Below are 22,212 nucleotides of genomic sequence, written 5' to 3'. Positions count from 1 at the left end.
AATTTAGGCTTTCTTTTTTGCTATCTTGCCACGTTGAATATAAACACTCAATATTCCAATATCAGCCGGATTAACACCGCTGATTCGACTTGCCTGTGCAATCGTACGTGGATTAATTTTTTCAAGTTTTTGAATGGCTTCAGTGGCCAAACTATTAACTTTCGTATAGTCCAAGTTTTCCGGAATTTTTTTAGCTTCCATTTTTCTTAAGTGGGCTACATTGGCTTTTTCTTTTTGAATGTAGCCTTCATACTTGATAGAAACCTCAACTTGTTCTTTTACACGTCGATCAAGATTCTTGCTGCCGATAAATTGCTCGACATCTCCATAATGAATCTGGGGACGTTTCATAAGGTCAGCGGCTAAAATCCCATCTTGTAGCTTCTTAAAGTTATTAGCAATCATGAAATCTTGAACTTCTTCAGTAGGTTTAATGATTGTATTTTTCACTCTTTCAAGCTCTGCTTCGATATCAGAACGTTTTTCACAAAAAGCGTTATAGCGTTTCTCTGATATTAAACCAATCACATGTCCTTTATCCGTCAAACGAAGATCAGCATTATCATGACGCAAGATTAGCCGATACTCAGCACGGCTAGTTAACAAGCGATATGGCTCATTGGTTCCCTTAGTGACAAGGTCATCAATCAATACACCAATATAAGCTTCGTCACGTCCGAGAATCATTGGTTCTTTGTCCTGATTCTTCAAAGCAGCATTAATTCCTGCCATTAGTCCTTGTCCAGCAGCTTCCTCATAACCAGAAGTACCATTCATTTGACCAGCGGTGAAGAGATTAGGGATTATCTTCGTCTCTAAGCTCGCTTTCAACTGCCAAGGCTCAATAACATCATATTCGATTGCATAGCCTGGACGCATCATTTCCGCGTGTTCTAGACCCTTAACTGAATGAATCATATCGAGTTGAATTTCTTCAGGCATCGAAGTTGAAAAGTCCCCCACATAATACTCTTGAGTATTTCTTCCTTCAGGTTCCAAGAAGATTTGATGTCTTGGTTTATCAGCAAAGCGAACCACTTTATCTTCGATAGAAGGGCAATATCTAGGTCCCACACCTTCAATCACACCAGAGAACATTGGTGCACGGTCAAGGTTTTCTTTGATGATCTCATGTGTTTTTTCGTTAGTATAAGTCATCCAACAAGACAATTGTTCTTTTAGTTTTAAGTAATTTTCATCGGCTGTTTCGAATGAGAAATGATTTGGTTCCTCATCACCTGGTTGCTCAATTGTTTCTTCAAAATCAATTGTATGTTTGTTAACTCTTGGTGGGGTACCAGTTTTGAATCTAGTTAACTTAAATCCATGTTTTTCTAGATCATCTGACAACTTGATTGAAGGAAGGGAATTATTAGGCCCTGAGGAGTACATTAACTCTCCGATGATGATTTTCCCACGAGATGAAGTTCCCGCCGTTAAAACGACGCTTTTTGCCCGATAACGAGCTCCTGTGTTAGTAACTACACCTTTACAGACTCCATCTTCAATAATTAACTCTTCAACCATTCCTTGACGAAGAGTTAAGTTAGGTTGATTTTCCAAGGTATTCTTCATCACACTATGATAAAGTTCCTTATCTGCTTGAGCCCTCAAAGCACGGACAGCAGGTCCTTTACTAGTATTTAACATCCGCATTTGAATATAGGTAGCATCAATTGCTTTTCCCATTTCTCCACCTAAGGCGTCGATTTCTCTAACGACAATTCCTTTTGCCGGTCCGCCGACGGAAGGATTGCAAGGCATAAATGCCACCATATCCAGATTAATTGTTATTAAGAGGGTCTTTTCACCCATACGAGCTGCGGCTAGGGCGGCTTCTGATCCAGCATGACCGGCCCCAACTACAACAACATCATAATCACTTGATTCGTATTCTTTCATCATTTTACTTCCCTAAACAAAATTGGCTAAATAGTTGTGTTATTAATTCATCAGGATAGCTCTCACCGGTGATCTCACCGAGTTTCTCCCAACAGTTAGTCATATCAATTTGAACTAAATCAATTGGCATTCCGTCACTAATTCCTTGAATAACATCGTCTAAACTTTTGTCGGCCTGTTTTAACAAACCAGCCTGACGTGCATTAGTGACGAGGACATCATTTCGTGAATCTTCAATTCCTAACATGAAAAGTTCTTTAACGGCTTGTTTGATTTCATCAATCCCATCATTTGTTACTGCCGATGTTGAAATCAATTTATCAGAACCGGTGATATAACTGGACAAGTCGTCACTTTTTACTTTGGCATCTAAGTCGTTTTTATTCAAAATAATGATACGTTTTTTATCCTTAGTCAGCTCTAAAAGATCTGTATCTTCATTAATCAATTGACGACTTGAATCAAGGACTAAGATAACTAAATCGGCGTCATTAATAGCTTTCTTACTTCTATCAACACCGATTTTTTCAACCTTATCTTCGGTTTCTCTAATTCCAGCGGTGTCAATTAGTCGCAAAGGAATTCCGTCCAAGTTAACAAATTGTTCAATCACATCACGCGTAGTTCCGGCGATATCAGTGACGATGGCCCGATCTTCATCTAATAGTGTATTTAAAATACTTGATTTTCCAACGTTAGGTTTACCAACAATAGCTGTTGCCAGACCCTCTCGTAGAATTTCACCATTTTGTGCAGTCTTTAATAGTTCATGAATATGACCTTTAACTAGTTGCGCTTTTTCAAGCAACATTTTAGTTGTTAATTCATCAGTATCATATTCGGGATAATCGATATTAACTTCAACATTAGCGAGGACATCTAAGATATCTTGACGTAAGTTTCTGATTAGTTTTAACAGACTACCGTCGAGTTGATTAACGGCTACCTGCATGGCTTTGTCGGTTTTTGCTCGGATAATATCCATTACCGATTCAGCCTGAGTCAAATCAATACGACCATTTAGATAAGCTCGCTTGGTAAATTCTCCCGGTTCGGCCATTCTAGCACCATTGGCGATTAGCAACTGTAACACTTCATTAGTTGCAACAATTCCTCCGTGAGTATTGATTTCAACTACATCTTCAGTCGTGAAGGTTTTTGGTGCTCTCATGACACTAATCATTACTTCATCAACGTTATGTCCATCTTCAACAATATGTCCATAATTGATTGTATGCGAATCAACTTTGGCTAAATCTTTACCCTTAAATATTTCACTAGCTATTTTGATACTGTCATCACCTGACAATCTGACAATCGAGATTGCTCCTTCTCCAGGTGGCGTTGAAATAGCGGCAATTGTATCGTAATCGGTAGTTGTACTCATTTTCTCATCCTTTTTTTGCAATAAAAAAAGCGCGATAAAACCAACTAGACCTAATTTCTTCTAGTTGGTTTAAAGCACTTTGACTACTTTAACTATTTAATTGTTTTAAATAATAAGCGTTTTTTTGACAAACGTCAATTATTTTCGTTTCTTATAAGCTTTCTTCTTAGCTTTACGAATAGCTTTTTCTTTAGCTTTCTTAGCTTCTTCTTTTTCTCTTTGTTCACGACGATACTTGAATGGATTTTGGAAGAAGAGGGTTTGAACTACTTGGAACGCATTAGTTACAACCCAGTATAAGGTAATCGCACTAGCAAAACTTAGCGCAGGAATGAAGATGATGACTGGCATTACAAACATCATAATCTTGTTCATACTGTTTTGAACAGGTTGCGTTAAGTTATTAATATAAGTACTTAAGAAAGTGAAGAGGGCAGCCAAGATTGCCATTACGAAATATGGATCCGGTTTACCAAGCTCCATCCATAAGAAAGTCCCAGTTCTTAACTGAGTAGTCTTAAAGATTGCTTGGTACAAAGCAAACATAACTGGCAATTGAATCAACATTGGCAATAAACTGGCAAATGGATTCACACCAGCATCTTTATAAAGCTTTTGTTGTTCTTGTGACAATAATTGGCGACTTTCCATATCCTTGCCAGGATATTTCTTTTGCAACTCTTGAATTTGAGGTTGCAATGCCGTTTGTTTTCTCATTGTCTTAGTTTGATAGTAGTTTAATGGTAGTAAGAAAATTCTGATGATGATGGTAAAGATGATGATACCCCATCCATAACTACCGTTAGCAAGTTGAGACAACCAAAGAATGAATTGTGAGAAGTTATATAGAATATAGTGATCCCAGAATCCAGTACTGTTAGCTGTAATTGGTTCATTGTAATAGTTTGCGGAACATCCACTCAGGATGACTACAAAGACTAGCAAAAGCATAAAAATTAATAATTTATTTTTTTTAAGTTTTTTCACTGGTTAAACCATACCTTTATCGAGTTTCGTCTATTATTTTACCTAATTTTAGTAGATGAGTGATATTATTTTTTGTTTCACTCATACTTAAATCTAAAGATGTCTTTCTAGCAATAATCAAAAAATCAACTTCGTTAGGTATTTGATCTCTTAATTCAAACAAGGATTGTCGAATATATCTCTTTATTTGATTTCTTTTGTTAGCTCTTAAAGCAACTTTTTTACCAACAGAAATCCCTACACGAAAATGTTTTTGTCCACTCTTGGGAATTTGATACAGCACAAAGTTTTTATTAGCGACTGAATTCCCACCGAAAAAAACTTTCTGAAATTCATCTTCTTTTTTAATTCGGTAACTTTTTCTCATTAAATAATCACCATACTTAAAATGAATTTATAAAAAAAGACCACTGAATATCAGTAGTCTATGCTGATAGAACTTTTCTACCTTTTTTACGGCGACGAGCTAGAACTTTTCTACCGTTACTTGTACTCATTCTCTTCATGAAACCATGAACTCTTTCACGATGGCGTTTCTTGGGTTGGAATGTTCTTTTTGTCATTGATTTGCCTCCATCTGAAAATTTATCTTTTAATAATTAATTGTATCTAAATTAATCTCTAAGACAATTACTCGAATATATTACCACGAATTAAACCAAAGTTAAATAAGAAATTAAAAAAAAAATCATTGTTAGATTAGGAGTTATACACTTTTTGCGTAATTAACATGTGTAAAACTTTTGTGAATTGAAACAGAAAAAATTTTCTTTCCCCAAGTTATTAACAGAGTTTTCAACAAAATCGCAAGTTGTTAATTTGTTTATCCACAATTATTTAATTTCTGTTAGTAACTCTCAAAATCATTTATTTTTTCAGCTTAATTTCCACAAATATCCTGTTAACATCTCTTTCTCGCTTTCTTATTTTCCACTTATCCACAGGTTTTGGCAATTTTTTATTCGCCTACCTGTGTATATTGTTGATTGTTTCTTGTGAATTTTGTGAAAAATTTTTTATTCACTCTCAATGATTCTTCTGTGGAAAACTTTTTCTAAAAATGCTAAACTGGTTAGTATCATCTTAATAGTTTCTTAATTATTTTGGAGGAAGAACGTGTCAGATAATTCACCTATAGATATGAACGGTTTCTGGTCATATTTCGAAGAAAAACAAAAAAAAGAACTGCAACCTGTCAGTTTTAATACTTGGATTAAACCGGCGATTCCTATTTCAATGGACGATACTAATATCATCATTGAAGTTCCTCTAGCTTTACATAAGGACTATTGGGAACGTAATTTTACCAATAAAATTGTGGAAGCTGCCTTCGAGTTATATTCTCGTGACATTACGCCAGTTATCAGATTAAAGTCTGAGCAGCCAACGGTTAAGCTTCCCGAAGATGAAACTGAACAAATAGCTCCGAAAACTCCAAGCGCACATTTAAATAGTAAATACACGTTTGAAACTTTCGTTACTGGTTCGGGAAATCAAATGGCTCATGCAGCTGCACTGGTTGTTTCTGAAGAACCAGGAGTTTTGTACAATCCTTTGTTCATCTATGGTGGCGTAGGTTTAGGTAAAACTCACTTGATGCAAGCTATTGGACATCAATTACTTCAAAAAAATCCTGACGCTAACGTCAAATATGTCACTAGCGAAACCTTCGCCAATGACTTTATCAATTCGATTCAAAATAAAACCCAAGATGAGTTCCGAAATTCTTATCGTAATGTAGACCTCTTAATGGTCGATGACATTCAGTTCTTTGCTGACAAAGAGGGAACACAAGAAGAATTCTTCCACACATTTAACGAACTCTACAATAATAAGAAGCAAATTGTTCTTACTTCCGATCGTTTACCAAATGAAATCCCCAAACTTGAGGAACGTTTAGTTTCTCGATTCAAGTGGGGCTTGTCAGTCGACATCACCGCACCTGATCTAGAAACACGAATTGCCATTTTAAGAACCAAAGCAGAATATGAGAACTTAGAAATACCTGATGAAACTCTTTCTTATATTGCTGGACAGATTGATAGCAACGTTCGTGAACTTGAAGGAGCATTGGTTCGAGTTCAAGCTTACGCAACCATGCAAAAATCCGATATTACAACTCAATTAGCTGTGGAAGCCATGAAGGGCTTGAAGCTCTCGAAAAAGAAAAAGGGCTTAACCATTTCTAAGATTCAAGAAAGAGTTGCCAAGTACTTCAAAGTTTCTGTTGAAGATATCTTAGGTAAGAAAAGGGTACATTCAATTGTAATTCCTCGCCAAATTGCCATGTATCTGGCTCGTGAACTAACCGATCGTTCCTTACCACAGATTGGTCAAGAATTCGGCGGTAAGGATCATACAACAGTTATGCATTCTTGTGAAAAAATCTCTGAAGAAATAAAATTCGACACGGATTTACAAAAAGCAGTTAATGAATTAAAGGGTGAACTCAAAAATTGATTGTGGATAAGAATGCTTTTTTCCACCAGTTATCCACACTGCTTTTAAACAAGAATTTTACTAGTCACACCAATCCTCAAGTTACTTTTCAACAGAATTAACAGGTCCTACTACTATTACTACATATATTTAATAATATATATATAAAGGAGTCTCTCATGAAATTTTCAATTGATAAAAATATTTTCGTAAATAATGTCAACACGGTTTTAAGAGCTATTAGTTCAAAAACTACTATTCCAATACTTTCAGGAATTTACTTAAACTTAAAAGATGATGGTCTAACAATCTCAGGTAGTGATGCTGATATTTCTATTACTACTTTCATAGCTAAAGACAACGCTGATAACAATTTAACGATTGAATCAACCGGAGCAATTGTTTTACCAGCTCGTTTCTTCAATGAAATTATTAAAAAACTTCCTGGTGATACATTAAACATTAATCTTTTAGATAATTTACAAACTATTATTTCTGCTGGTAAATCAGAATTTACTATTAACGGAATTGATGCTGTTAATTATCCACATCTTCCAGAAGTCGCTACTCAAAACCCAATTGTATTGGACAAAGATTTACTAAAAGAAGTAGTTGATCAAACCGTTATTGCTGTTTCTAATCAAGAAAGTCGTCCCATCTTAACTGGGGTTAACTTGGTAATTAAAGACAGTCAACTTAAGGCTGTGGCAACCGATAGTCATCGTTTATCACAACGAATCGTTCCAATCGCTAGTTCTGAAGAATATGATTTCATCATTCCTGGAAAAAGTTTATTGGAATTGACTCGAACAATCGCTGATGACGTCTCAGAAGTAAAAATGTCAATTTCTGAAAATCAAGTTCTCTTTAGTTTCGGTGATACCTTATTTTATTCAAGACTTTTGGAAGGAAACTATCCAGAAACAGATCGTTTAATTCCTGAATCATCAAACACGACCGTTACTTTTGAAGCAACTGAATTATTAGCATCGATTGAACGTGCTTCACTGCTTTCACATGAAAGTCGTAACAACGTAGTTAAACTTCAAATTAACTCAAACGAAAATCAAGTTGTTATTTATGGGAACTCTCCTGAAGTTGGTACAGTTGAAGAATCAGTTAATTTCAAGAATATTAATGGTGAAGATTTAGAAATTTCATTCAATCCTGATTACTTAAAAGATGCTTTGAAAGTTTTAGGAGCTGCTGATATTGAAATTAAATTCACTTCGCCATTACATCCATTTACTATCGAACCATCGGCTGAAAGTGATAAATTTATTCAATTAATTACTCCAGTTAGAACATATTAATTTTAAATTTTGAAAAAATCGTTCGTATGAGCGATTTTTTTCTTTTTTGAATGTAATTACACCAACTCAGCTTAAATTGGCTTATATGGCTTATAAATTGGTTATAAGATTGTTTTTATTGGTTAAAAAGGCTATAATATAAGAGAACGTTGTTTTATTATTTCGACCAAAAAAAGAGGTAAAGAATGCAAGAATTCGTACTCAATAAAGAGTTCATTACTCTTGGTCAGTTACTCAAAGAAGTTGGCGTAATTTCAACTGGCGGACAAGCAAAATTCTTTTTACAAGAAGATCTAGTTTTTTTGAACGGTGAGGTAGAAAATCGTCGTGGCAAAAAAATCTATGTGGGTGATGAACTAAAAATTGATGATCAAGATATTATTAAGATAGTTCAGTAATACAAATTATGTATATTAAAAATATCACCTTAAAAGATTTTCGAAATTATGAATCTTTGAGCACCGATTTTTCTCCGAATATCAATGTTTTTATCGGGAAAAACGCACAAGGAAAGACGAATTTATTAGAATCTTTTTTTGTTTTAGCGTTAGCTAGGAGTCATCGAACTTCTGACGATAAAGATTTGATTAGATGGAATCAAGATTTTGCTAGAATCAATGCGATTGTGGAAAAAAACATTGGTAAAGTCGATTTGGAATTAATTGTTAGCAAAGTTGGGAAGAAAGCAAAAGTTAATAAGCTCGAACAAAAGAAGTTATCTAATTACGTTGGTAACTTGAATGTTGTCTTATTTGCTCCTGAAGATCTTAACTTGATTAAGGGGAATCCTACTCAAAGAAGAAGATTTCTTGATATGGAAATTGGCCAGATTAGTCATTCTTATCTAGCTAATTTCAGTCAATTTAAAAAGATTATTCGCCAAAGAAATAATTACCTCAAAAAACTTCAAAAAAAGCAGACTGATGACCGCTTGTATCTTGATGTACTTACAGATCAATTAGCTGAATTTGGGGTCAAAATTATTGTTGAACGGCAAAAATTTTTAGCGAATCTAGAAAAGAATATGCGAAAAATTCATTTGGAATTGACGGATAATCAAGAATCACTAGAAATTTCGTATAAAACCAATAGTTTTGATAGTCAGTTAACTGAAGCTAAAGATATTTATCAGAGTTTGAGAGAAAATTATCAAAAAAACTATGATAAAGAAGTTCGTGCTGGGATGACCTTATTAGGACCACAAAGAGATGATATTGCGTTTCTAATCAATGAACGTGATGTGTCTGATTTTGGTTCTCAAGGGCAACAACGAACAGTGATTTTGAGTATGAAACTTGCCGAAGTGGAATTAATCAAAGAAGTAATCGGCGATTATCCCATTTTGTTATTGGATGATGTTTTATCTGAACTTGATGAGTTGCGACAAACACAGCTATTAAGAGCAATTGAGACAAACATTCAAACCTTTATTACCACTACAAATTTGGATGGAATTAATCGAGAAATTGTTAAAAATCCCCAGATTTATACGGTGAACGACGGTCAAATAATTAAAAACTAGAAAAGGAAAATGGTTATGGCAGAAGACAAAACAAATATTTCTGAAGAAGAAATTGAAGAAAAAGAAGAAAAAGCCAATGAATATGATGCCAGTCAAATTCAAGTTCTAGAAGGACTTGAAGCTGTTAGAAAACGTCCTGGTATGTATATTGGTTCGACTTCATCACAAGGGTTACACCATTTAGTATGGGAAATTATCGATAATGGTATTGATGAAGCTTTAGCTGGATTTGCAACTAGAATCGATGTTGTTGTAGAAAAAGATAATAGTATTACCGTTACCGATGATGGTCGTGGTATTCCTGTTGGTATTCAAGCAAAAACAGGAAAACCTGCCTTGGAAACTGTTTTCACTATCTTACATGCCGGTGGTAAATTCGGCGGTGGCGGATACAAAGTTTCTGGTGGACTTCACGGTGTTGGTGCTTCTGTTGTTAATGCTCTATCTAAGACACTTGATGCTGAAGTTACTCACGGTGGTAAGAGATACTACATTGATTTTGAACTTGGAAAAGTCAAAACCCCAATGAAGGTTATTGGTGATGCACCAGAACATGCACGAGGAACGAAAGTCCATTTTGTTCCCGATGAAGATATCTTTACTGAAACTACCGTCTATGATGACAAAGTTTTAATTACCAGAATCCGTGAATTAGCATTCTTAAATAAAGGTCTAAAGATTACTTTCACTGATCAAAGACAAGACAATCCAACGACGCACGAATTCCATTATGAAGGTGGAATCAAGAGTTACGTTGAATACATGGATGAAGAAAAAGATGTTCTGTTCCCAGAACCTATCTATGTTGAAGGAAATCAAGAAGGAATTAATGTTGAAGTTGCACTTCAATATACCAATGACTATCATTCCAACTTAATGACTTTCGCTAACAACATTCACACTTATGAAGGTGGAACTCACGAAGCTGGATTCAAAACAGCTTTGACTCGTGTAATTAATGATTATGCGAAGAAGAATTCACTGCTAAAAGGTGAAGATAAACTATCTGGTGATGATGTTCGTGAAGGAATGACAGCAGTTGTTTCAATCAAACATCCAGATCCTCAATTTGAGGGACAAACCAAGACAAAATTAGGAAACTCAGATGCTCGTTCAGTTACTGATAAGACATTCAGTGAACACTTCATGCGTTTTCTTATGGAAAATCCAACAGTCGCTAAACAGATTGTTGAAAAAGGTAACCTTGCATCAAAAGCTCGTTTAGCTGCTAAAAGAGCTCGTGAAGTTACTCGTAAAAAATCAGGACTTGAAATCAGTAACTTACCTGGTAAGTTGGCTGATAATTCAAGTAAGGATCCAGAAATTTCAGAATTATTCATCGTTGAGGGTGATTCCGCTGGTGGGTCAGCTAAGTCAGGACGTTCTCGTCTAACTCAAGCCATCTTACCTATTCGTGGAAAAATCTTGAACGTTGAAAAAGCAAGTATGGATAAGATTCTTGCTAATGAAGAAATTCGTTCACTATTTACTGCGATGGGAACTGGGTTTGGTGAAGAATTTGATGTTTCTAAGACGCGTTATCACAAGTTGATTTTGATGACCGATGCCGATGTCGATGGAGCTCATATCAGAACCTTGCTCTTAACCTTACTTTACCGTTATATGCGTCCAGTTGTTGAAGCAGGATACGTGTACGTTGCTAAACCACCTTTGTATCAAGTTCGTCAAGGAAAAATGATGAAATATATTGATACTGATGAAGAATTGGATGAAGTTCTAGCAACCTTGCAACCAAGTCCAAAACCAGTTATTCAACGATACAAAGGTCTTGGTGAAATGGATGCTGAACAATTATGGGAAACAACCATGGATCCAGAAAACAGACGTTTAGATCGTGTTGAAATTGATGATGCCGTAGCTGCAGATAAAGTCTTTTCAATGTTGATGGGTGACAAAGTAGAACCTCGAAAAGAATTTATTGAAGAAAATGCTGTCTTTGTAGACAACTTGGATATTTAGGAGGGTAAAATTTAATGAGTGATGAATTAGATCATAGAATTAATACGATTGAATTGACAAAAACCATGAGAACATCATTCTTGGATTATGCCATGAGTGTTATTGTAGCTCGTGCATTACCTGATGTTCGTGATGGATTGAAACCAGTTCATCGTCGTATTCTTTACGGAATGAATGAATTAGGTGTCACACCTGATAAACCATATAAAAAATCAGCACGTATCGTTGGTGATGTTATGGGTAAATACCATCCTCACGGTGATAGTGCAATTTATGAATCAATGGTTAGAATGGCTCAAGACTTTAGTTACCGTTATCTTCTAGTTGATGGTCATGGTAACTTTGGTTCAATTGACGGCGATCCCGCTGCTGCTATGCGTTACACTGAAGCAAGAATGAGTAAAATTACTTTGGAAATGCTTCGTGATATCAATAAAGATACGATTGATTTTCAAGAAAACTATGATGGAACAGAACGTGAACCAAGAGTTTTACCTGCTAGATTCCCTAACTTACTAGTTAATGGAGCAACCGGAATTGCTGTTGGTATGACCACTAATATTCCACCACATAACTTAAAAGAAGTTATTGATGCTATTCATATTTTGATGGATAACAAAGAAGCAACTGTAGCTGATTTAATGACAGCTTTACCAGGACCTGACTTCCCAACTGGTGGTTTGGTAATGGGTAAATCTGGAATTAGAAAAGCCTACGAAACAGGTAAAGGAAGCATTATTTTACGTGCCAAAACTGAGATTGAAACATCTAAGAGTGGCCGTGAAAAGATTATTGTTACCGAGTTACCATATATGGTTAATAAAGCTCGTTTGGTTGAGAGAATTGCCGAATTGGCTCGTGATAAGCGACTTGAAGGAATTACCGACTTAAATGATGAATCTGACCGTGATGGTATGCGAATTGTTATCGAAATCAGACGTGATATTTCTGCAACGGTTGTTTTGAATAACTTATTCAAGCAAACTTCTATGCAAACTTCATTTGGTTTCAACATGGTAGCAATTGTTGAAGGAGCACCAAAACTTCTTTCACTTAAAGAGATTTTGGTAAAATACCTTACTCATCAAGAAGAAGTTATCGAACGTAGAACTAAGTTTGATCTTAAAAAAGCAGAAGCTAGAGCTCATATTCTTGAAGGATTGCGAATTGCTTTAGATCATATCGATGAAATTATTAAAATTATTCGTGGTTCACAAACATCAGAAGTTGCTAAGGCTGCATTGATGGAGAACTTCAAACTTTCTGATAAACAATCACAAGCTATCTTAGATATGCGTTTGGTTCGTTTAACAGGTTTGGAACGTGATAAGGTTGAAGCTGAATACAATGAATTAGTTAAGAAAATTGCTGATTTGAAAGATATTTTGGCAAAACCAGAACGAATCGACAAAATTATCTACGAAGAATTACTTGAAATTCAAGATAAATTTGGCGATGACAGAAGAACTGAATTATTAGTAGGTGAAGTTCTTAGTCTTGAAGATGAAGATCTAATTGAAGAAGAAAATATCCTAGTTGTTTTGACCCATAATGGATACATCAAGCGTCTATCTGCTGATGAGTTCAAGGTTCAAAACCGTGGTGGTCGTGGAATTCAAGGTATGGGAATTCACGATGATGACTTTATCGAGCATCTAATTTATACCTCAACTCATGATCAATTATTATTCTTTACCAATAGTGGTAAGGTTTATAAATCTAAAGGTTATGAGATTCCTGAATATGGTCGTACAGCTAAGGGAATTCCAATTATTAACCTATTAGGAATTGACTCTGATGAAAAAGTTCAGACAGTTATCAATATTCCTAAGGATTCAGACAACAACGAAAAGAACTTATTCTTTGTCACTGAACAAGGAACAGTAAAGAGAACTTCCGTTGAAGAATTCAAGAATATTAGAACTAATGGACTAAGAGCTATTACCTTGAAAGATAAAGATGAATTGAAAGATGTTTATCTAACTGATGGACAGCAAGTTATCTTTATCGGAACTCACTTAGGTTATGCCGTAACCTTCAAAGAAAGTGACGTTCGTACCATGGGAAGAACAGCTTCTGGTGTCCGTGGAATTAGATTGAGAGAAAACGATTATGTTGTTGGCTCGTCAATTCTTACTCCAGAATCAGAGGTCCTAGTAATTTCTGAGAATGGTTATGGTAAGAGAACTGGTGCTGATCAATATCCTGTCAAAGGACGTGGTGGTAAAGGTATCAAGACTGTTAATGTAACTGAGAAAAATGGACCACTAGCTGGAATTGCTGTAGTTGAAGGCGATGAAGACATTATGTTAATTACCAACAAAGGTGTTATGATTCGTTTCCATGCTAAGGATGTTTCACAAACAGGACGTGCAACCCTTGGAGTTAGATTGATTCGTGTTGATCAAGATGCAATTGTCTCGACAATGGCTAAGGTTGCTCCTGAAGAAGAAGCAGAAACTCCAGAAGTTACTGAAGAAGAAAACAACAATAGTGAAGAATAATTAAAACGACGAAAGTCGTTTTTTTTATTTATATTATTTCCCGGGGAATAATTGCGTAATTTAATGGGTATACTTAAATGAGTATCACGTGTCGATTTATTTGTGATTTGTTATAGAAATTAATCTTAATCTATGGTATTATTTCTTACTGTGAGTATTAGAACCTAATAGGTTCCCGTGCTCCTTGTTCTTATATTGATTAAGAACCATTAGACCAAGAGGAGGTGCCAAAATGGCAGCACATTACGAAATTACATATATCATCAAACCAGACCTTGATGAAGCAGGTAAGAATGCAGTTGTTGAAAAGTTTGATAAGATTCTTAAAGACAACGGTGCTGAAATCATTGATTCAAAAGACTGGGAAAAACGTCACCTAGCTTATGAAATCGCTGGTTATCATGAAGGTTTGTATCACATTACAAACATCAATGCTGACGATACAAAAGCTACAAGCGAATTTGACCGTTTAGCAAAAATTGATGATTCAGTTCTTCGCCAAATGATTATCAAACGTGAAGACTAAAATGTTTCACATGAAACATATTTTAAAGGAGGCAGTTATTTATGATAAATAGAGTTGTACTAGTTGGTCGTCTGACACGTGACCCTGATTTGAGATATACTGCCAACGGAGCTGCAGTTGGTAGTTTTACAATTGCGGTTAACCGTCAATTCACAAATCAGCAAGGTGAGAGAGAGGCTGACTTCATTAACTGTGTTATCTGGAGAAAATCAGCTGAGAACTTTGCTAATTTCACTAAAAAAGGTTCATTGGTAGGAATCGATGGACGTCTACAATCAAGATCTTATGAAAATCAACAAGGTCAAAAAGTCTATGTGACTGAAGTGGTTGTCGATAACTTCTCATTGTTAGAATCAAAATCAGCAACTGAGAATCGTCCTTCATCAAATCCTGCAGCAAACAACGTTCCTAATAACAACAACAATACGAATAATAAACCTGAAAATACTTTTGAAAGCCAAGCAGATCCATTTGCAGATAACAGTCAATCAATTGATATCTCAGATGATGACTTGCCATTCTAGTATTTCTCATTTTTAAGTAGGAGGAAAAAAACATGGCTCAACAACAAAGACGTGGCGGTGGAAGAAAACGCCGTAAAGTTGATTTTATTGCCGCTAACCATATTGAATATATCGATTACAAAGACACAGAATTACTTAAGAGATTCATCTCTGAAAGTGGAAAAATTTTGCCTCGTCGAGTAACTGGTACAAGTGCAAAGAATCAAAGAAGTTTAACTACAGCAATTAAAAGAGCAAGAATTATGGCACTATTGCCATTCGTTGCTGAAGACTAATAATTAGAGGGACCACACTTCGGTGTGGTCCTTTTTCTATCCAGTCAAGAAGGCGTAACTGTGGTAAAATTACATAGTATATAGAATAAATAAACTGAGGATCTCTATGAATAAGTTCTTAGAAAAACATAACCTAAATCTCTTAAGAAAATCATCTACTCTAACTACTGTGGTTGTCGTTATTTTTGCGGTAATTATTCTTTCAGCAGTAGTAGGGTTATTTGTTAATCCGGTTTTAGGAATAATTCTATCCGTTGTTAATATAATTATGGTAGCTGCTTTAATCTATCTATATTATGTGATGGATAAAAGCATCAAACATATTGCCTCTGACATGTCTTATCGTATGAATCGTGGTGAGCAAGAGGCAATCATTAATATGCCGTTAGGGATTGCTCTGTATGACGATGATAAAAAAATTCAGTGGGTTAACCCTAAGTTTCAGAGTTATTTTGATGATCGTGACTTAATAGATGTATCCTTGGCCGACTTAAGTGAAGAAATCGTCAAACTAATTGACGAAAATGAAGATCAATCTGATGTCGTAGAGATTTCAATCGGTGATAATGGTTATGAAGCATTCGTTAATGAAGAGCTCAAAACCGTCTATTTATATGATATTTCAAAATATAACACTATCGAAAAAACCTATGATGGTACTAGAATGACCATGGGTCAAATCTTCTTGGATAACTACGATGAAGTTACTCAAAACATGACGGATCGTACCCGTTCTAACTTAAATAACTTTGTTACCAATCAATTGACTAACTGGGCTAATAAATATGGCATTTATCTAAAACGATTGAGTTCTGATCGTTACATCATTATGGCCTATATGAAAGACCTACAAAGCATTGAAGACAGTGAATTTAGTATCTTAGATACAATTCGTGAAGAAACGCTTAAACAAAACTCTCCGTTAACTCTAAGTGTGGGAATTGGCTACGGCGATGAAAGTTTGATTAAACTGGCTAAACAAGCTCAGAGTAACTTAGATTTGGCTTTAGGTCGTGGTGGAGATCAAGTTGTTATTAAGTCTGAAAATGGACGTGCCCGCTTCTTTGGTGGTAAGTCTAACCCAATGGAGAAACGGACTAGAGTTAGAGCTCGAATGATTTCTCAAGCCTTACAAGAAGTCCTGGTGAATGCTGGAAAAGTCTACGTTATGGGACATAAGAGAACCGACATGGACTCATTAGGGGCTTGTCTGGGAATTAGAAAGATTGCAGAAATGAATGACCGTGAATGTAAAATCATTTTTGATGATGAAAATTTACATTCTGATGTTCAAAGACTTCGTGATGAGCTAAGAAAAGAAGAAGAGATTAATGACAGTTTCATTACGGCTGAGAAAGCTAATGAAGAATTTGATGAAAATAGTTTACTAATTATGGTTGATCACTCAAAACCAAGTATTTCTGTTGATTCTGAGCTCTTTGAAAAAGCTGATGGACGAGTAGTTTTGATTGATCATCACCGTCGTGGTGAAGAATTCCCTGAGAATATGATGTTGGCTTACATTGAGCCATATGCATCATCTACTTGTGAATTGATTACTGAAATAATCGAGTATCAACCTAAAGAAAAAGCAAAAGTTATTAAGATTGAAGCTACAGCAATGTTGGCTGGTATTACTGTTGATACACGTTCATTCTCATTACGTACTGGTACTAGAACTTTTGACGCCGCTAGTTATTTGCGTTCGATTGGTGCTAGCGAATTAACGGTTCAAGAATTATTAAAGGAAAGCATTGATTCCTTCATTGAAAAGAATAAGATAATTGAATCGGTCGAAATGATTAATGATAACATTGCACTTTGTGCAGCTGATGATAAGGTTTATGACCCGGTAATCGTGGCACAAGCCGCAGATACTTTGCTCACACTAAGTGACGTAGAAGCTTCATATGTTATAGCAAAAAGATCTGATAAAAGTATTGGAATTTCCGCTCGTTCTCTAGGCTCCATTAATGTTCAAATTGTTATGGAGAAAATGGGTGGTGGTGGACACTTATCAAACGCCGCTACTCAAGTTGAAGGACAAGATGTATCAGAAGTAAAACAACAATTAGTTGAAATTTTGAATGAAGAAAATGAAAAATAGGCAGGTAAGATTATGAAAGTTATTTTCTTAGAAGATGTCAAAGGCAAAGGTAAAAAAGGGCAGGTCAAAGAAGTTGCTGACGGTTATGCTCAAAACTTTTTGATTAAAAATGGTAAGGCAAAAGAAGCCAATGCCCAAGCTATTAGCGAGTTAAAGGGTAAACAGAAAAAAGAAGAAAAACTAGAAGCTGAAGATTTAAAAGCTGCTAAAGATCTTAAGAGCAAAATTGAAGATGGTAAAACCGTAGTTGAAATCAAATCTAAAGCTGGTGAAGACAGCAAGTTATTTGGGTCAATCCCTAGTAAACAAGTTGCTGAGGCTTTAAAGAAACAGTTTAAAATCGAAGTTGATAAAAGAAAAATTGATTTAAAAGAACCAATTCGAGTTTTGGGATATACTAATGTGAAGGTGAAATTACATAATGATGTAATTGCCACAATTAGAGTCCACGTTGTAGCTGAGTAATTGTGAAAAGGAAATATAGTTATTATGAGTAGTGATTTTGGGAATCGCATTCCTCCAAATGATAAAGTCGCTGAACAATCTGTTCTAGGAGCCGTATTTTTGAGTTCTGGGGCATTTGTTGATGCAATTGAATATCTAGTGCCAGAAGACTTCTATCAGCACGCAAATCAGCTTGTATTTAAAGCTATGATGAATTTAAATGATCGCGACGAAGCCATTGATGCGGTTACGGTTGTTAATGAATTAAATAAGAATAATGAATTAGAAGATGTTGGTGGAGCCAGCTATATTGCTGAACTTGCTGAAGCCGTACCAACTGCTTCTAATGTTATTTATTATGCTAAAATCGTCCGCAGTAAAGGTGTTTTACGTAAGTTAATTTCTGCTGCTTCAGAAATTGTTACTGAGAGTTTTGATGAAAACGAAGAAGTCGAAGATATCCTTGATAAAGCTGAACGTTCGATCATGGGAGTTTCAGAAGGAGTCAATGAGGGTGGCTTTAAAAAGATTTCTGATGTTGTGTCAGAATCTTTGAAAGAAATAGAAGCTCTCTATGAAGATAGCTCTGAAATCACTGGACTAGCAACAGGATTCAAGGATTTGGATAAAATTACTACTGGGCTTCATAGTGATGAATTGGTTATTTTGGCAGCACGTCCAGCCGTTGGTAAGACAGCTTTTGCCTTGAATATCGTTCAAAACGTTGCAACTAAAAGCAACGCTACAGCGGCAGTCTTTTCACTAGAAATGTCAGCCGAACAACTAGTTAATCGTATGATTTGTTCTGAGGGAAGCATTGATGCTAATCACCTCCGAACTGGGCAGTTAGATCAAAACGAATGGAAAAACTTGATTGTAGCCATGGGAAGCCTTTCTAAGACTTCTATCTACATTGATGATACTCCTGGTATCAAAATGTCAGAGATTCGGGCTAAATGTCGCCGTCTTGCTAAAGAAACTGGTAAGTTGGATATTATTATTGTCGATTATCTACAACTGATTGAAGGTACTGGTCAAGAAAACCGTCAACAAGAAGTTTCGGCCATTTCACGTCAATTAAAGAAACTTGCTAAAGAATTACACGTTCCTGTGATTGCACTATCTCAATTGTCTCGTGGAGTTGAGCAAAGACAAGATAAACGTCCGGTTTTATCTGATATTCGTGAATCGGGATCAATTGAGCAAGATGCTGATATTGTTGCCTTCTTATATCGTGATGACTATTACGATTCTGAAGGATCTGACGACGATGATGAACCACAAGAAGACACAAACCAAGACGTAGGTGAAGTTGAAGTTATTGTCAGCAAAAACCGTTCGGGTCCTCGTGGAACTGTGAAGTTACTCTTTGTTAAGTCATATAATAAATTTTCAAATATTGCTATGTATGCGGAATAATTCGCATTTCATAGCTTTTTTATTTTTCTTAAAAATTAATGTTCGGAAATATTGAGAAAATCAACTAATAATGATAAAATTAATTCGTAAATAATACTTAGGAGGAACATTATGAGTACAATTGTCATTGTTGGTAGTCAGTGGGGAGACGAAGGTAAAGGGAAGATAACCGATTACTTGGGGGAAAAGGCTCAAATCATTTCACGATACCAAGGTGGTGACAATGCTGGTCATACTCTAGAAGTTCAGGGAAAAGTATATAAGTTACGTTTAATTCCATCTGGAATCTTATATAGTGATAAAACCACGGTAATTGGTAATGGAGTGGTTATTAATCCAAAGTCATTGGTTGAAGAGTTAAAAATCTTGAAAGAACAAGGTGTAAACACATCTAATTTGAGAATTTCTAATCGTGCGCACGTTATTTTCCCTTATCACATCTTAGAAGACCAATATCAAGAAGATGCCAAAGGCGATAACAAGATTGGAACAACAAATCGTGGAATTGGTCCAGCTTATATGGACAAAGCCTCAAGAATTGGTATCCGAATTGCTGATTTATTGAATCCTGAATCCTTTAAGCAAAGATTAAGTGCTGTGTTGGCAATTAAGAATAAAGAATTTATTGAATTATATGGCAAAGAACCACTTGATTTTGATGAGATTTATCAAGAGTATAGTCAATATGCTCAAGAATTAAAGCCATTGGTTGTAGATACTTCAGTAGTCTTAAATGAGGCAATCGACAATAACGACAACGTTTTATTCGAAGGTGCTCAAGGAATTATGTTGGATATTGATCAAGGAACTTATCCATATGTAACTTCCTCAAATCCTGCCGCTGGAGTTTCAATCGGTGCCGGGGTTGGACCTAATAAAATAGATCGAGTTGTCGGTGTGGTTAAAGCCTACACTTCAAGAGTTGGTGACGGACCATTTCCTACTCAATTAGATGATGAGATTGGTGACCACATTCGTGATATTGGTCATGAATATGGTACGGTTACTAAAAGACCTAGACGTGTCGGTTGGTTAGATACAGTGGTCTTGAGACACGCGTTCAGAGTCTCCGGAGTAACAGATATAGCACTAAATGTCTTAGATGTTCTCACAGGACTCGATACAGTTAAGATATGTACTGCGTATGAACTAGACGGTAAACAAATTGATTACTACCCAGCAACTGTTGAAGAATTAGTCAAATGTAAACCAGTTTATGAAGAACTCCCTGGATGGAGTGAAGATATTACTTCTGTTAAAAGTTTTGATGAATTACCGGAAAATGCTCAAAAATATCTTCAAAGAATTGAAGCACTCACAAAAGCTAGTGTTGCTACGATTTCAGTAGGTCCTAACCGTGATCAAACGATTCTTAAAGAAGATGTTTGGACAAAGTAAATGTTTCATGTGAAACAAAAAGCCACTCAGATAATGAGGGCTTTTTTATTAGATATTTTTTTAAAAAGAAGTGGTAAGGTATATAAATAACGGGAGATTATCAATGTTAAGCACAGTTATTTCAGCTATTATTATCTATACTTCTACAGCAATTGATTTATGGGTTATTTTAATGCTTTTGTTCTCTAAATATCGTTCACCAAGAGAAAAACAATCCATTTATTTAGGTCAGTTTATAGGCTCAATGGGTTTAATTACAATTAGCCTAGTATTTGCCTATGTTTTACATTTTGTCCCCGAAAAATGGATATTAGGGTTTCTGGGAGTAATTCCAATTTATTTTGGAATCAAATATTTAGTAGTTGATGAAGATGAAACTGAAGAAGTGAATGAAACAATTAAAGCGCGTCAAAATAAGAACTTGATAATAACAGTTGCTACTATAACTTTTGCTTCTTGTGGAGCAGATAATATAGGTTTATTTGTCCCATATTTTGCCTCAGAAACACTGTCTCAAGCGATATTAACTGTTGCCGTATTTGCAATCTGTATTCTGTTATTAGTATATTTGAGTGATAAGTGTGCCGGAATTAAAGTTATTTCGAAATTTCTTGATAAGTATGGAAATTGGATAATGGCAGTGATTTATATAGGACTTGGAATAATGATTATTTGGGAAAATGGAACTATTCAGCATTTTCTATAGAAAGGGGATAAGTGATGAAAGAACAGGAATTGATTGATTTAACATTAGAAGAATTGGATTCGTTCTTAGATCATCCTTTCAATGGTGGAAAGCGAGCTGAAAGGATTAAGTGGCATGTTATTCGCCATTAAAGAAACAAGAAAATCTTTGCAATGGTTTATACACGTGATAACGAATTGATGATTAATCTCAAAATGACCATTCCACATAATGAAATGATACGTGAGCGTAAAGGGGTTTATCCGGGATATCATATGAATAAAGCTCATTGGAGTACAATTAAGGTAAATGATACGGACGTAACTCTTATTGAGCTTCAGAATATGATCCACGAGAGTGCGGAGTTAACGAAGAAATGATAAAAAGACCTACAATTTAGCTTGTAGGTCTTTTAGTTTCACGTGAAACGTTAGAAATTATTTCCTGGGAAATAATTTTAAGTATAAGCTGGAGATCAACTTACATATCAAGATTGTGCTAAGATTAAAAAAATAGAATAAAAGGAGAAGATATTATGTCAGTAGCTGATGAATTTGTAGAACGTCGAATGTTAAAATTTGCTTGTCATGAGTGTAATCACCCCGCACAATTGATTACTAAGAAAGAAAAACTAGGGGACAATAGTGATAGCTCTGAGAAGTTCAAAATTGAGTTGACTTGTCCTAGATGTAAGGCAACTGATTCATTTATTTTAAATGATGGAAGTGAGGGGGTTGCTTCTACATCTGAGAACACTGAAAGCACACCTGATTTAAATAAAGTATTGTAATAAAAAAGCC

The 22,212-nt window shown here is 35.5% G+C and carries 21 protein-coding genes; 16 read left to right on the top strand and 5 right to left on the bottom strand.

Annotation, left to right across the window (positions count from 1 at the left end; all coding sequences use genetic code 11):
* Positions 1 to 3 precede the first annotated feature (3 nt).
* From mnmG to rpmH, 5 genes are all read right to left on the bottom strand, one after another.
* Positions 4 to 1,902 (bottom strand): tRNA uridine-5-carboxymethylaminomethyl(34) synthesis enzyme MnmG, encoded by a 1,899-nt coding sequence (gene mnmG, locus Q2T76_RS02330; protein WP_302083721.1) that lies wholly within the window; start codon positions 1,900 to 1,902, stop codon positions 4 to 6.
* A 4-nt stretch (positions 1,903 to 1,906) separates the two neighbouring features.
* Positions 1,907 to 3,289: a tRNA uridine-5-carboxymethylaminomethyl(34) synthesis GTPase MnmE gene (gene mnmE / locus Q2T76_RS02325; protein WP_302083719.1), complete on the bottom strand. Its 1,383-nt coding sequence runs from the start codon at positions 3,287 to 3,289 to the stop codon at positions 1,907 to 1,909.
* Between the two features lie 138 nt (positions 3,290 to 3,427).
* Positions 3,428 to 4,240 carry a membrane protein insertase YidC gene (yidC, locus tag Q2T76_RS02320; RefSeq protein WP_302083916.1) on the bottom strand — a complete coding sequence of 271 codons (813 nt, stop codon included), beginning with the start codon at positions 4,238 to 4,240 and terminating at the stop codon, positions 3,428 to 3,430.
* Positions 4,241 to 4,292: 52 nt separating this feature from the next.
* Entirely contained in the window at positions 4,293 to 4,643 is a 351-nt protein-coding gene (gene rnpA / locus Q2T76_RS02315) for a ribonuclease P protein component (protein WP_302083718.1), read from the bottom strand.
* 58 nt (positions 4,644 to 4,701) lie between these two features.
* Complete coding sequence (gene rpmH / locus Q2T76_RS02310) at positions 4,702 to 4,839, bottom strand: 50S ribosomal protein L34 (protein WP_302083716.1); 138 nt, start codon at positions 4,837 to 4,839, stop codon at positions 4,702 to 4,704.
* A 577-nt stretch (positions 4,840 to 5,416) separates the two neighbouring features.
* Here rpmH and dnaA point away from each other — a divergent pair.
* From dnaA to Q2T76_RS02230, 16 genes are all read left to right on the top strand, one after another.
* Entirely contained in the window at positions 5,417 to 6,736 is a 1,320-nt protein-coding gene (dnaA, locus tag Q2T76_RS02305) for a chromosomal replication initiator protein DnaA (protein WP_302083914.1), read from the top strand.
* Positions 6,737 to 6,894: 158 nt separating this feature from the next.
* Positions 6,895 to 8,028 (top strand): DNA polymerase III subunit beta, encoded by a 1,134-nt coding sequence (gene dnaN, locus Q2T76_RS02300; protein ID WP_302083714.1) that lies wholly within the window; start codon positions 6,895 to 6,897, stop codon positions 8,026 to 8,028.
* Between the two features lie 185 nt (positions 8,029 to 8,213).
* Positions 8,214 to 8,426 (top strand): S4 domain-containing protein YaaA, encoded by a 213-nt coding sequence (yaaA, locus tag Q2T76_RS02295; protein ID WP_302083712.1) that lies wholly within the window; start codon positions 8,214 to 8,216, stop codon positions 8,424 to 8,426.
* 8 nt (positions 8,427 to 8,434) lie between these two features.
* Positions 8,435 to 9,550 (top strand): DNA replication/repair protein RecF, encoded by a 1,116-nt coding sequence (recF, locus tag Q2T76_RS02290; RefSeq protein WP_302083711.1) that lies wholly within the window; start codon positions 8,435 to 8,437, stop codon positions 9,548 to 9,550.
* 15 nt (positions 9,551 to 9,565) lie between these two features.
* Positions 9,566 to 11,530, top strand: coding sequence for a DNA topoisomerase (ATP-hydrolyzing) subunit B (gene gyrB, locus Q2T76_RS02285; RefSeq protein ID WP_302083709.1), 1,965 nt, complete (start codon positions 9,566 to 9,568; stop codon positions 11,528 to 11,530).
* Positions 11,531 to 11,544: 14 nt separating this feature from the next.
* Positions 11,545 to 14,034 (top strand): DNA gyrase subunit A, encoded by a 2,490-nt coding sequence (gene gyrA, locus Q2T76_RS02280; RefSeq protein ID WP_302083708.1) that lies wholly within the window; start codon positions 11,545 to 11,547, stop codon positions 14,032 to 14,034.
* A 232-nt stretch (positions 14,035 to 14,266) separates the two neighbouring features.
* Positions 14,267 to 14,560, top strand: a complete 294-nt coding sequence (rpsF, locus tag Q2T76_RS02275; RefSeq protein WP_302083706.1) for a 30S ribosomal protein S6 — start codon at positions 14,267 to 14,269, stop codon at positions 14,558 to 14,560.
* A gap of 41 nt (positions 14,561 to 14,601) precedes the next feature.
* Positions 14,602 to 15,084 carry a single-stranded DNA-binding protein gene (gene ssb / locus Q2T76_RS02270; RefSeq protein WP_302083704.1) on the top strand — a complete coding sequence of 161 codons (483 nt, stop codon included), beginning with the start codon at positions 14,602 to 14,604 and terminating at the stop codon, positions 15,082 to 15,084.
* Between the two features lie 32 nt (positions 15,085 to 15,116).
* Positions 15,117 to 15,359: a 30S ribosomal protein S18 gene (rpsR, locus tag Q2T76_RS02265; protein ID WP_302083703.1), complete on the top strand. Its 243-nt coding sequence runs from the start codon at positions 15,117 to 15,119 to the stop codon at positions 15,357 to 15,359.
* Between the two features lie 106 nt (positions 15,360 to 15,465).
* Positions 15,466 to 17,466 carry a DHH family phosphoesterase gene (locus Q2T76_RS02260; RefSeq protein WP_302083701.1) on the top strand — a complete coding sequence of 667 codons (2,001 nt, stop codon included), beginning with the start codon at positions 15,466 to 15,468 and terminating at the stop codon, positions 17,464 to 17,466.
* A 12-nt stretch (positions 17,467 to 17,478) separates the two neighbouring features.
* The gene (gene rplI, locus Q2T76_RS02255; RefSeq protein ID WP_302083700.1) at positions 17,479 to 17,931 is read left to right on the top strand and encodes a 50S ribosomal protein L9; all 453 of its coding nucleotides are present in this window, start codon (positions 17,479 to 17,481) and stop codon (positions 17,929 to 17,931) included.
* A 24-nt stretch (positions 17,932 to 17,955) separates the two neighbouring features.
* Positions 17,956 to 19,329: a replicative DNA helicase gene (dnaB, locus tag Q2T76_RS02250; RefSeq protein WP_302083698.1), complete on the top strand. Its 1,374-nt coding sequence runs from the start codon at positions 17,956 to 17,958 to the stop codon at positions 19,327 to 19,329.
* A gap of 111 nt (positions 19,330 to 19,440) precedes the next feature.
* A complete protein-coding gene (locus Q2T76_RS02245) occupies positions 19,441 to 20,727 on the top strand; it encodes an adenylosuccinate synthase (protein ID WP_302083697.1) in 1,287 nt (428 codons plus the stop codon).
* 103 nt (positions 20,728 to 20,830) lie between these two features.
* A complete protein-coding gene (locus Q2T76_RS02240; RefSeq protein ID WP_302083695.1) occupies positions 20,831 to 21,433 on the top strand; it encodes a CadD family cadmium resistance transporter in 603 nt (200 codons plus the stop codon).
* Positions 21,434 to 21,576: 143 nt separating this feature from the next.
* The gene (locus tag Q2T76_RS02235) at positions 21,577 to 21,792 is read left to right on the top strand and encodes an MmcQ/YjbR family DNA-binding protein (protein WP_302083912.1); all 216 of its coding nucleotides are present in this window, start codon (positions 21,577 to 21,579) and stop codon (positions 21,790 to 21,792) included.
* 155 nt (positions 21,793 to 21,947) lie between these two features.
* Entirely contained in the window at positions 21,948 to 22,202 is a 255-nt protein-coding gene (locus Q2T76_RS02230) for a hypothetical protein (protein WP_302083694.1), read from the top strand.
* The last annotated feature ends 10 nt before the right edge of the window (positions 22,203 to 22,212 follow it).

The sequence above is a fragment of the Lactobacillus sp. YT155 genome (assembly GCF_030504545.1).
In the GTDB taxonomy this organism is placed as follows: domain Bacteria; phylum Bacillota; class Bacilli; order Lactobacillales; family Lactobacillaceae; genus BQUT01.
This window is presented reverse-complemented; position numbering and strand designations above follow the sequence as displayed.

Excerpts from the sequence above, each read along its gene's own strand:
- mnmG (WP_302083721.1), bottom strand. The coding sequence starts at position 1,902 with ATGAAAGAATACGAATCAAGTGATTATGATGTTGTTGTAGTTGGGGCC.
- mnmE (WP_302083719.1), bottom strand. The coding sequence starts at position 3,289 with ATGAGTACAACTACCGATTACGATACAATTGCCGCTATTTCAACGCCA.
- dnaN (WP_302083714.1), top strand. The coding sequence starts at position 6,895 with ATGAAATTTTCAATTGATAAAAATATTTTCGTAAATAATGTCAACACG.
- Q2T76_RS02230 (WP_302083694.1), top strand. The coding sequence starts at position 21,948 with ATGTCAGTAGCTGATGAATTTGTAGAACGTCGAATGTTAAAATTTGCT.
- Q2T76_RS02245 (WP_302083697.1), top strand. The coding sequence starts at position 19,441 with ATGAGTACAATTGTCATTGTTGGTAGTCAGTGGGGAGACGAAGGTAAA.
- gyrB (WP_302083709.1), top strand. The coding sequence starts at position 9,566 with ATGGCAGAAGACAAAACAAATATTTCTGAAGAAGAAATTGAAGAAAAA.
- rnpA (WP_302083718.1), bottom strand. The coding sequence starts at position 4,643 with ATGAGAAAAAGTTACCGAATTAAAAAAGAAGATGAATTTCAGAAAGTT.
- Q2T76_RS02260 (WP_302083701.1), top strand. The coding sequence starts at position 15,466 with ATGAATAAGTTCTTAGAAAAACATAACCTAAATCTCTTAAGAAAATCA.
- dnaB (WP_302083698.1), top strand. The coding sequence starts at position 17,956 with ATGAGTAGTGATTTTGGGAATCGCATTCCTCCAAATGATAAAGTCGCT.
- yidC (WP_302083916.1), bottom strand. The coding sequence starts at position 4,240 with ATGCTTTTGCTAGTCTTTGTAGTCATCCTGAGTGGATGTTCCGCAAAC.
- ssb (WP_302083704.1), top strand. The coding sequence starts at position 14,602 with ATGATAAATAGAGTTGTACTAGTTGGTCGTCTGACACGTGACCCTGAT.
- rpsF (WP_302083706.1), top strand. The coding sequence starts at position 14,267 with ATGGCAGCACATTACGAAATTACATATATCATCAAACCAGACCTTGAT.
- yaaA (WP_302083712.1), top strand. The coding sequence starts at position 8,214 with ATGCAAGAATTCGTACTCAATAAAGAGTTCATTACTCTTGGTCAGTTA.
- rpsR (WP_302083703.1), top strand. The coding sequence starts at position 15,117 with ATGGCTCAACAACAAAGACGTGGCGGTGGAAGAAAACGCCGTAAAGTT.
- gyrA (WP_302083708.1), top strand. The coding sequence starts at position 11,545 with ATGAGTGATGAATTAGATCATAGAATTAATACGATTGAATTGACAAAA.
- rplI (WP_302083700.1), top strand. The coding sequence starts at position 17,479 with ATGAAAGTTATTTTCTTAGAAGATGTCAAAGGCAAAGGTAAAAAAGGG.
- rpmH (WP_302083716.1), bottom strand. The coding sequence starts at position 4,839 with ATGACAAAAAGAACATTCCAACCCAAGAAACGCCATCGTGAAAGAGTT.
- Q2T76_RS02240 (WP_302083695.1), top strand. The coding sequence starts at position 20,831 with ATGTTAAGCACAGTTATTTCAGCTATTATTATCTATACTTCTACAGCA.
- recF (WP_302083711.1), top strand. The coding sequence starts at position 8,435 with ATGTATATTAAAAATATCACCTTAAAAGATTTTCGAAATTATGAATCT.
- dnaA (WP_302083914.1), top strand. The coding sequence starts at position 5,417 with ATGAACGGTTTCTGGTCATATTTCGAAGAAAAACAAAAAAAAGAACTG.